Genomic DNA, 9,682 nt, shown 5'->3' on the forward strand with positions numbered 1-9,682 from the left:
TCCTCGGTGGGTGGTGCTGGTCAGTACTTGCGCAGCCGCAGCGGTGCCTGCCCGCGCCAGCGCTCATGGAGCTCGTCCACCACGGCTCGGTGCAGCGCCGCGACGGCCTCCGTGGAGTCCGCGAGCGAGCGAACGCACACGCACCGCACACCGTACGGCTCCCCGGCGCCCGCGCGCGTGATCCCGGAGTGGGTGTCGGACGCATCCACGAGCTCGGTGAGGCGCTCGCAGAGGTCATCGTCCAGGCGCGCGTCCGCGAGCAGCAGCTGCCCCGTGTGGCTGCGGCCCTCCATGAACCCCACGCCGGTCAGGTCCCCGTGCGCGTCCGGGCGGATCCGCAGCTGGTCGACGACCAGGCGCCGCGGGCGGGCGGCGGGATCCGGCGGCAGCACCCGCACCTCGGTGCGCATCCGCAGCTCGTCGTACGCGAAGGACTCCCCGGACGGTGACCACCCGGGCGTGACGATCTCCGCCAGCACCAGGGATGCCGTGGGATCCATGTCCACACGCGTGCGCTGGATGTAGGACCCGCCGCGGTAGACGATCAGCTGGTCCGGCACGTAATCCAGCACGCTGCCGGGGCCCAGCCGCACGGTCATCTCCTGCGTGGCGGGGCCCTGCGGAGTGCGGTAGACCTTGGTCGCGGACTGGGTGGTCAGCGCCAGGGACGCGCCCCGCTCCACGACGACGTCCAGCAGGTAGGCGTCCGCCCCGAAGTACGCGCCCCCGGGATTGATCACCGTGTAGGTCACCTGCCCGGAGTGGTCCAGGTAGTGCGGACGCAGCACCCGCAGAGCGCCCTCGTGGAACTGCCGGGCCGCGTAGGACCGGCCGTCCCGCTCGGCGACGCCCAGCCGCAGCTGCCCCGTCCACTCGGTCTCGGCCAGGCTCCGTATCCGGGACGACCGCGCTCCCGCGCTCCCAGCCCCGTGCACCGGCGCGGACGGGGCATGCTGCCCGAGCGGCGTCGTCGTGCCCGGAGCCTCGGAGGGCTCAGGCAAGATCGAGCATCAGGACGTCGTTGCGGAGCCACTCCTGGACGCGCTCGAGCCCCTCGTCCGTCTTGAGGTTGGTGAACGCGAACGGCTTGTCCTTGCGGAAGACCTTGGAGTCCTCCTCCATCACGCCCAGGTCCGCACCCACGTGGGGGGCAAGGTCCGTCTTGTTGATGATGAACAGGTCAGACTTGATCATCCCCTGCCCGGCCTTGCGCGGGATCTTCTCCCCCTGCGCCACGTCGATCACGTAGATCGAGAAGTCCACGAGCTCCGGGCTGAACGTCGCGGAGAGGTTGTCCCCGCCGGACTCCACGAAGATCACCTGCAGGTCAGGGAATCGCTTCTTCAGCTGCTCGATCGCGGCCTCGTTCATGGAAGTGTCCTCGCGGATCGCTGTGTGCGGACAGCCACCGGTCTCCAGGCCGATGATCCGCTCCTCCGGAAGCACCGAGTTGCGCGCGAGGATCTTGGCGTCCTCGATCGTGTAGATGTCGTTGGTGATCGCGGCCATGGAGATCTCCTGGCTCATGGCTCGCGTGATGCGCTCCACGAGCTGCGTCTTGCCCGCTCCCACGGGGCCTCCCACACCGATGATGACGGGGTCCATGCTGTTCCTCCTGCTGCTCGTCGTGCTTCTGGTTCCCATGACGTGTCGTGCGTTCCGCCGGTTCATGCGGCCGTGCGGTTCGTGCGTTGCTGCCGGTCCCGGGTGAACCGGCCCGGGGCGCCCCTCCCGGCCGCGCGTCGTCGTCGGCCTCAGCTCATGAAGAGCCTGGCCCGCTGCCGCTCGTGGTTCATCTGCGCGATCTCCAGCCCGGGGGCCACAGCGCCGAGCACCTCCTCGGCGATCCCCTGCGCCACGAGGTCCCGGGAGACGGCGACGGCGCGCCCCACCCAGTCCTGCGCGTCACGGATCACCGCCTGGCCGGTGTTCTGCCCCAGAGGGATGCCGCGCACCGCGTTCTGCGTCAGGGAGATCACCGTGGCGTACACGTGCGAGGCCACGGCCGTGTCCTCGGGAACGCCGAGCTCCCGGGCGAGCACGCCCCACACCGTGGCCTGGTGACCGTGCAGCCGCTCCTCCACAACCCCCTGCTCGTAGCGCTGAACCCACTCGCCAGGGTAGCTGCGGGCCCCGATGCTCAGCAGCCGCCCGCCCATGGTCATCCCGCCCTCGCGGATCTGCCGGGGCAGGGCCTGGACGGTCACGAGGTCGTCCAGATCCTCGACCCGCTCGAAGTCCTCGGCCGCGTAGACCAGCCGGACGGCGAGCGCGTCCGTGTGCGTGAGCTGCTGGTCCACGAACATCTCCAGCCACGCGGAGAACGACTCCCGGTCCTCCAGCTGCTCCGCGTGCATGTACGTCTCAAAGCCCAGCGAGTGGCTGAACGCCCCGGTGGGCAGCGCAGAGTCCGTGAGCTGCATCAGCCCCAGGACACCGCTCAGACTCGGCTCCACCACGGTCTCAGTGCGTGTGCTCGGCGTGGCGGAAGGGCACCGGCATGACCCGTTCCTGGCGGGAGTACGGGACACCGTGGTGCTCCAGGAAGTCCTGGACGGTGTGGTCGTACTGCACCACCATCACCTGCGCCCCGTACTCGCTGTCCTCGTCGAAGAACTGCGCCTGCAGGTGCCGGTTGCCCAGGCTGTGCGCCACGAACGCCATCTCCGTGATGGACCGCGCCCCGATCACCAGCACGTCCGTGGGCAGCACCTGGACCACGATGGCGTTGCCCCGCCCGGACCCCGCGTGGCTGTGGTGCCCGGCGGTGTCCGCGACGTCGGTGCCGTCCGCGGCGTCGTGGCCTCGCCCGTCCACGGCCGCGTACCCGTGGCCCTCCCCGGCGCCGACCTCCGCAACCTCCGTCGCATCCTCGACGGCGACGACGTCCCCGTCCTTCAGATCCGGTGCGCCGGTGGGCAGGCGGAGACCGATCTCGCGGTCGTGGTCGGTGCTCAGCCGCTGGATGCGCTTCACCAGCTCGGTGCTGGGCAGCACCACCTTCTCGACGTGTCTGCCGACCACCAGCTCGCGGCCGCTCTCCTCATGGATGTTGCCCAGGATCTCGGTGACGATCACGGGTGCTCTCCCTTCGCTGTCGAATGTCGTGGTGCGGGGCTGCGTGGCCGAAGCCGCCGGCCGCGGCCGGAACGACCGCGAACGGGACGGGCGTGCGGACCGGGCCGTGCGGCGTCGTCGTCGTCGTGACCGGAGCCGGTGTGGCGTCAGAACAGGAAGTAGCGCTGCGCCATGGGCAGCTCGTCCCGGGGCTCGCAGCTCACGGGAGTTCCCTCCACGCGCACCTCGTAGGTCTCCGGGTCCACGCGCAGCTGCGGGGTCTCGCCGTTGAACTTCATGTCCGCCTTGGTCAGGGTGCGGATGTCGCGGCACTCGCGCACCACCTTCTCCAGCCCGAGCGAGCGTGGCACGCCCGCCCGGATGGATGCCTGGGACATGAACGTGATGGACGAGCGCGCGGCGGCCTTGCCGTACGCCCCGAACGCCTTGCGGTACCAGCGGGGCTGCGGGGTGGGGATGGACGCGTTCGGATCGCCCATCACGCCGTGCACCATCTGCCCTCCCTTGATGACCAGGTCCGGCTTCACCCCGAAGAACTTGGGCTCCCACAGCACCAGGTCCGCGAACTTGCCCTCCTCCACGGAGCCCACCGCGTGCGAGATGCCGTGGGCGATCGCCGGGTTGATCGTGTACTTGGAGATGAACCGCTTGATCCGGTGGTTGTCCGCGCCCGTGCCCTCGTCCTGCGGCAGGGGCCCGCGCTGACGCTTCATGGAGTCCGCGACCTGCCACGAGCGCAGCACCACCTCCCCCACACGACCCATGGCCTGTGAGTCCGAGGAGGTCATCGAGAAGATCCCCATGTCCTGCAGCACGTCCTCCGCCGCGATGGTCTCCTTGCGGATGCGCGAGTCCGCGAACGCCACGTCCTCGGGGATGTCCGGGTTGAGGTGGTGGCACACCATGAGCATGTCCAGGTGCTCCTCGATGGTGTTGCGCGTGTACGGCAGCGTGGGGTTCGTGGACGCCGGCAGGATGTTCGGGTCCTGCGCGAGCTCGATGATGTCCGGCGCGTGCCCACCGCCCGCGCCCTCCGTGTGGAACGTGTGGATCACGCGCCCCGCGATGGCCGCGCGGGTGTCCTCCACGAAACCCGCCTCGTTGAGGGTGTCCGTGTGGATGGCCACCTGGACGTCGTACTCGTCCGCCACCTGCAGGGACGTGTTGATGGACGACGGCGTGGCGCCCCAGTCCTCGTGGACCTTCAGCCCGATCGCCCCGGCCCGGATCTGCTCCGCCATGGGCGAGATGGACGAGCCGTGGCCCTTGCCCAGGATCCCGAAGTTCATGGGGAACTCCTCGAACGAGCGCAGCATGTTGTGGATGTTCCACTCGCCCGGGGTGATCGTGGTGGCCTTGGAGGACTCGCTCGGTCCCGTGCCGCCTCCGATCATCGTGGTGATCCCCGAGACCAGCGCCGTCTCGATCTGGTCCGGGCTGATGAAGTGGATGTGGGAGTCGATCCCGCCCGCCGTGAGGATCTTGCCCTCACCGGCGATCACGTCCGTGGCCACGCCGATCACGATGTCCACACCGTTCATCACGTGGGGGTTGCCGGCTTTGCCGATCTTCAGGACGTGACCGTCGCGCACGGCCACGTCCGCCTTGTAGATCCCCGTCCAGTCGATCACCACCACGTTCGTGATCACCAGGTCCGGGATCCCGACGTCCCGCACGAGCTGCCCGTTCTGGCCCATCCCGTCCCGGACCACCTTGCCGCCACCGAACACGGCCTCCTCCCCGGGGGTCGTGAGGTCCCTCTCGATCCGTGCGAAGAGTTCGGTGTCCGCCAGGCGCACGGCGTCCCCGGTAGTGGGCCCGTACAGGCTCGCGTACTGCTCCCTGCTCATCTCAAAGCTCATGGTCGGCCTTCTCGTTCGGGGTGGGCGGGTGGTCTCGGGGTGCTGGTGGTCACAGCGCTCGCAGGCCCCTGCGGTTCCGCGGCGGTGGTCCCGCTGCGGTGCTGTCTGTCCGGCGGGCGCCCGTCCGGGCACGACGCCGCGCGGCGGCCCGGCTCAGCGGGTCTCGTTGGAGAAGCCCTTGCGTTCGCGCAGCGGCTGCGGTGCGTCCCCCGCCGCGGAACGGTGCCGGGCGGGGGTGACGGGCGCTGTGTCGTCGTCGAGGGACGCCGGCTCGTGGGCGTCCAGTGGGCCGTCCATCAGGTCCCGGAACCCGTAGACGATGCGGTCCCCGCCGAGCGGGATCAGCCGCACCGTGGTGGAGTCCCCTGGCTCGAGGCGCACCGCGGTGCCAGCGGGGATGTCCAGGCGGCGGCCCACGGCCCGGTTCCGGTCGAAATCCAGGGCCCGGTTGGCCTCGGCGAAGTGGAAGTGCGAACCCACCTGCACGGGGCGGTCCCCGCGGTTAAGGACTTCCAGTGTGATGGCCTCGCGGCCCTCGTTGCAGACCACGGGGGTCTCGGCCAGGACGTACTCACCGGGTGTCACGGGCGCTCCTCGCGGGGGTTGCGGTGGGTGGTGCGATCGGTGCGGCGCAGTGCACGGCGGGTCTCACCGGATGGGCTCGTGGACGGTCACGAGCTTGGTGCCGTCCGGGAACGTGGCCTCCACCTGGACGTCCGGGATCATCTCCGGGATGCCCTCCATGACGTCGTCACGGGTGAGAATGGTGCTGCCCCAGCTCATCAGGTCCGCCACGGTGCGGCCGTCGCGGGCGCCCTCGAGCAGCTCGTAGGTGATGATCGCGATGGCTTCCGGGTAGTTGAGCTTCAGCCCCCGCGCCTGACGCCTGCGCGCGAGGTCCGCGGCGACCACCACCAGAAGCTTCTCCTGGTCCTTGGGCTGCAGGTGCATGCGGGATCCCCTCCGGTCGGCCGGCTCGTGCGGTGCGCCGCTCGCGTCGAGGGCTGGCTACCCCGCGATACACGAGCGAGGTCAGCGTACCTCCACACCCGGGGCGCCCCCGGGATCAGACGGCCCGGCGCACCCTGCGGTCCGCCCGGAGGACCCGGAACAGGGCCAGCGCCACCCCTGCGACCAGAATCCCCCCGAACACCGAGGTCCACTGCATGCCCGCGGAGAAGGCGGCCACGGCGGCGTCGGCGACCGCGGATCCCAGCGGGGACTCGGCGGCCACGTCCAGGGCTCCGCCCAGCGTCTCGTGCGCGGCCTGCGCGCTGTCTGCACCCACGGCGGCGGGCAGGTCCAGGTGCGCCTGGTAGAACGCGGTGGTCAGGCCGCCCAGCACGGCGGTGCCGAGGACGGCCCCCACCTCGTACCCGGTCTCGGACACGGCCGACGCCGCACCCGCCTTGGACTCGGGGACGGATGAGACCACGAGGTCCGTGGACAGCGTCGTCGCCAGACCGGTGCCGGCGCTCATGACAGTGAACGCCACGAGGATCGGCGCGGAGGACTGCATCTGGTCCGTGAAGGCGACCACGAAGAAGCCCGCGGCCACGAGCAGCAGGCCCAGCACCACCGCGGAGCGCACCCCCACCACGCGCGCGATCCGCTCGGCGCCCAGGCCGGTGAGGATGGACAGCAGCAGGCCCGGGATCATGAGCAGCCCGGAGGTCATGGGGTCCATGCCGTTGACCAGCTGCAGGTACTGGGTGAAGAAGAACAGGAAGCCGAACAGCGCCACGTTGGAAACCATGTTCACGGACAGGCCCCCGGAGAAGCGGGCGCTGCGGAAGAAGCGCAGGTCCAGCATCGGGTAGTTCTTGACCACCTGGCGGCGCGCGAAGAGCAGCCCGCACAGTGCACCCACCGCGATGAACAGGACGCCGTGCAGAGGCGAGCCGCCGATGGCGAGGGACTTGATGCCGTAGACCACGGGGGCCATGGTGGCGACGGCCAGCACGATGGACGCCGGATCCACCGGTCCCGGGTTCGGGTCCCTGGACTCGGGCAGCAGCAGGGGCGCGGCAATCAGGAACGCCACCAGCGCCGGGACGGCCAGCAGGAACACGGAGCCCCACCAGAAGTGGTTGAGCAGGAACCCGCCCGCAATGGGCCCGAGCCCGGCACCCGCGCTGAACCCGGCGGTCCAGATGGCGATGGCCAGGCTGCGCTGGCGGTCGTCACGGAAGACCGTGCGCAGCAGGGACAGCGTGGTGGGCAGCAGCATGGACCCGAAGATCGCGGTGCCCACGCGTGCGGCCAGCAGGAACTCGGCGCTCGGGGCGAAGGCGGCGAGCAGCGAGACGGCTCCGAAGCCGGAGGAGCCGATGATGAGCATCTTCCGCCGCCCGATCCGGTCCCCCAGGCTGCCCATGGGGATCAGCAGCGCCGCAAGGATCAGGGGGTAGACGTCCACGATCCACAGCAGCTGGGCCCCGGTGGGTCGCAGCCCCTGGGAGATCGCGGGCAGCGCGAAGCTCAGGGCCGTGTTGTTCACGGACACCAGAAGCACGGGGAGCATCAGAACAGCCAGTGCGCCCCACTCGCGGGCACCTGCCTTGCGCTGTTCCTCGACCATCACGGACACCTCGGGACCTCCTGGGATTCGGGTTGCGGCACGGGACGGCGGGAGCCGTACACCCTTGTACCGACCCGGCGGACGGGGCACCTCACCAGCCTTTACCGTCCAGACGGTACAGTTAACCTCGCACGGCCCGCAAGCATTCCCATCACACCGTGAGGTCCGCCACCGCCATGCCCCGCAAACCCGAAGCCCGCCAGAAGCTGCTCGCCGCGTTCGAGCACCTCGTTCTCACCGAGGGCGAGCGCGCCGCGACCCTCGACGCCGTGGCCGCCCAGGCCGGCGTCTCCAAGGGCGGGCTGCTCTACCACTTCCCACATCGCCAGGCGCTCGTGGACGCCGCGCTGGCCCGCTGCGAGGAGCTGGCCGCGGAGGACCTCTCCCGGCTCACTGCCTCCCCCAGGGGTGCCGCCCGCGAGTTCCTCGCCACGTCGGTCTACGAGGACAGCCCGCTGGACCGCAGCCTGGGCGTCGCGTTCCGCCTGGTCCAGGCCCGCGAGCCCGGCGCCCGGGAGACGTGCGCGCGCGTGGAGCGGCACTGGTACCACGCGGTGCTGGAGGACGTGGGGGATCCCGTGGTCGCCACCGCCGTCCAGGCCATGGGCGACGGCCTCTACCAGCAGGCGTCCATGGGCCTGCTGCCGGAGAGCAGCGCGGAGAAGCGGCAGATCCTGGAGCGCCTCCTGGAGTCGCTGGAGCGCCTTGCCCCCTAGGGCACGTCCCGCCCGACGCACCGGTAGTCGCGCTGAGGACGACGCCGCCGCACCACCACTCCCCCGCACACGAGGAAGGGGCCTTGACGCCCGCACGCGACCACGCCCCTGGTTCACCGGTCCCCCGGCCACGTGACGGGCCGGAGGACCGGGCAGGGTGATGCCTTAGATACTCCCGGTGCGCACCTTCGTGAGGAAGGGTGGGGTGGGGAGCGTCTAAGCCATCTTGAACACGTGCGGATCAGCCCGGTCGGTCGATCGGTCGCATCGGTTGACCACCTCATGGGTGGTTGAAGAAGGCCCACGGCATTACTCGTGGACAGTGGCGGCATGTGCGCACAGCTCCGGTACTCGCCTCGTGGCAGGGCTGCTGTCCACGAGCGGCACTGTAGGGCTTGGCACTCCTTCGCTGCCCAGGTCTTGCGATCCCTGGTGACGGCCCCCGGCTGTGCGCTCGGCAAAAAGAACCGGTTCTAACCCGGGGAGCACCGCGTGTGAGGCGGCTGGTGATGTTGATGCGGGACCGCGTCTCAGGCCCCACCCAGGTCTTCCATCGCTGGGCGCTCCATTGCACCTGTTGGCGCAGGCGCTAGAATGGACTCAGTTGTTCGTTCCAGAACCCAGGATAGGGCACCGTTGGCGCGGTGCCCTTCCGCATGTCTAGGGCGTGTCGCTAGGCACGGCTCGGTTGCAGGTCATGCGCTTGGGTCCAGGATGAATCCGCCTCCCATACGCTTCGAGGCCCGCCGGGTGCATGCTTTGCTCACCGTCTCAAGACATCCCACGGAAATGACCAACTCAAGCGCAACGCTCCCCTGACGGATGGTGCTTCCTAGGGATCCTGCCTGATCACAGGTAGCGTCTAGGCATGCCCAAAGAGTCATACGACGTGCGCATCCTTCGTGCTAAAGCTGTTGCCTCCTTACGTACGGGAGTTGTGGCTTTCAATGGCCTGGACGATGATGCGCGTATAACTCGCGTACTCCTTCATCTTCAGCATGCTTTTGAAATGTTGTTGAAATCTGCCTTACTTACCAGTGGAGATAAGACTGTTTTTGACGAGAAAAAGCGCATGGCTATTGGCATGGAGGCTTCTATCAAGCGGTGCATACAGAACAGCTCAATCAAACTAACAAATGAAGAAGCGGGGACGATCCGAGTACTTGACAACCTCCGCGACGGAGAGCAGCACTGGCATCAGATAGTCGAAGAGGGAATGCTATACCTTCATGCACGAGCGGCCGTCACTCTATTTGACGGCTCTTCAGGATCCAGGGTGTAGTCGCGGCCTGAACCCGCCGGTCTCCAGGAGCGATCTGGCGATGTAGTTGGTGAGGTTGCGGAAGCCGAGGGCCAGGCCACGCAGGTGCTCGAGGCGACCGTTCACGGCTTCGGTAGGTCCGTTGCTCGTGCGCGGCCGGTCGAAGTAGGCCAGGACGTCGCAG

11 protein-coding genes are annotated in these 9,682 nt (G+C 69.0%); 2 read left to right on the forward strand and 9 right to left on the reverse strand.

The window, feature by feature from the left end:
* Positions 1-20: 20 nt before the first annotated feature.
* The 8 genes from ABD264_RS11415 to ABD264_RS11450 all read right to left on the reverse strand — a co-directional run bounded on the left by ABD264_RS11415 (position 21) and on the right by ABD264_RS11450 (position 7,521).
* On the reverse strand, positions 21-896 hold the full coding sequence (locus ABD264_RS11415; protein ID WP_425554332.1) for an urease accessory protein UreD: 876 nt from the start codon (positions 894-896) through the stop codon (positions 21-23).
* A gap of 97 nt (positions 897-993) precedes the next feature.
* Positions 994-1,605: an urease accessory protein UreG gene (gene ureG, locus ABD264_RS11420; RefSeq protein ID WP_055084033.1), complete on the reverse strand. Its 612-nt coding sequence runs from the start codon at positions 1,603-1,605 to the stop codon at positions 994-996.
* A 149-nt stretch (positions 1,606-1,754) separates the two neighbouring features.
* A complete protein-coding gene (locus ABD264_RS11425; RefSeq protein ID WP_295108213.1) occupies positions 1,755-2,459 on the reverse strand; it encodes an urease accessory protein UreF in 705 nt (234 codons plus the stop codon).
* Between the two features lie 4 nt (positions 2,460-2,463).
* Complete coding sequence (gene ureE, locus ABD264_RS11430; RefSeq protein WP_303106545.1) at positions 2,464-3,078, reverse strand: urease accessory protein UreE; 615 nt, start codon at positions 3,076-3,078, stop codon at positions 2,464-2,466.
* Between the two features lie 146 nt (positions 3,079-3,224).
* On the reverse strand, positions 3,225-4,940 hold the full coding sequence (gene ureC / locus ABD264_RS11435; protein ID WP_055084038.1) for an urease subunit alpha: 1,716 nt from the start codon (positions 4,938-4,940) through the stop codon (positions 3,225-3,227).
* 153 nt (positions 4,941-5,093) lie between these two features.
* A complete protein-coding gene (locus tag ABD264_RS11440) occupies positions 5,094-5,525 on the reverse strand; it encodes an urease subunit beta (RefSeq protein ID WP_055084040.1) in 432 nt (143 codons plus the stop codon).
* Between the two features lie 63 nt (positions 5,526-5,588).
* Positions 5,589-5,891 (reverse strand): urease subunit gamma, encoded by a 303-nt coding sequence (locus ABD264_RS11445; RefSeq protein WP_094393355.1) that lies wholly within the window; start codon positions 5,889-5,891, stop codon positions 5,589-5,591.
* 115 nt (positions 5,892-6,006) lie between these two features.
* Positions 6,007-7,521 carry an MFS transporter gene (locus ABD264_RS11450; protein WP_055084052.1) on the reverse strand — a complete coding sequence of 505 codons (1,515 nt, stop codon included), beginning with the start codon at positions 7,519-7,521 and terminating at the stop codon, positions 6,007-6,009.
* Between the two features lie 176 nt (positions 7,522-7,697).
* Between ABD264_RS11450 and ABD264_RS11455 the strand changes: the two genes are divergently transcribed.
* Together ABD264_RS11455 and ABD264_RS11460 are read left to right on the forward strand one after the other, a co-directional pair.
* Positions 7,698-8,237: a TetR/AcrR family transcriptional regulator gene (locus ABD264_RS11455; RefSeq protein ID WP_055084044.1), complete on the forward strand. Its 540-nt coding sequence runs from the start codon at positions 7,698-7,700 to the stop codon at positions 8,235-8,237.
* Between the two features lie 868 nt (positions 8,238-9,105).
* Entirely contained in the window at positions 9,106-9,519 is a 414-nt protein-coding gene (locus tag ABD264_RS11460; protein WP_179229834.1) for a hypothetical protein, read from the forward strand.
* Here the strand turns inward: ABD264_RS11460 and ABD264_RS11465 are convergent.
* The coding region (locus ABD264_RS11465; RefSeq protein ID WP_344206150.1) for a transposase at positions 9,502-9,682 on the reverse strand (181 nt) is incomplete at its 5' end. The genes ABD264_RS11460 and ABD264_RS11465 overlap by 18 nt on opposite strands.

The organism is Kocuria salsicia, from assembly GCF_039532055.1.
Taxonomy (GTDB): Bacteria; Actinomycetota; Actinomycetes; order Actinomycetales; family Micrococcaceae; genus Kocuria; species Kocuria salsicia.

Coding starts and splice junctions, on each gene's coding strand:
- ureG (WP_055084033.1), bottom strand. CDS start 1,605: ATGGACCCCGTCATCATCGGTGTGGGAGGCCCCGTGGGAGCGGGCAAG.
- ureC (WP_055084038.1), bottom strand. CDS start 4,940: ATGAGCTTTGAGATGAGCAGGGAGCAGTACGCGAGCCTGTACGGGCCC.
- ABD264_RS11445 (WP_094393355.1), bottom strand. CDS start 5,891: ATGCACCTGCAGCCCAAGGACCAGGAGAAGCTTCTGGTGGTGGTCGCC.
- ABD264_RS11450 (WP_055084052.1), bottom strand. CDS start 7,521: ATGGTCGAGGAACAGCGCAAGGCAGGTGCCCGCGAGTGGGGCGCACTG.
- ABD264_RS11455 (WP_055084044.1), top strand. CDS start 7,698: ATGCCCCGCAAACCCGAAGCCCGCCAGAAGCTGCTCGCCGCGTTCGAG.
- ABD264_RS11460 (WP_179229834.1), top strand. CDS start 9,106: ATGCCCAAAGAGTCATACGACGTGCGCATCCTTCGTGCTAAAGCTGTT.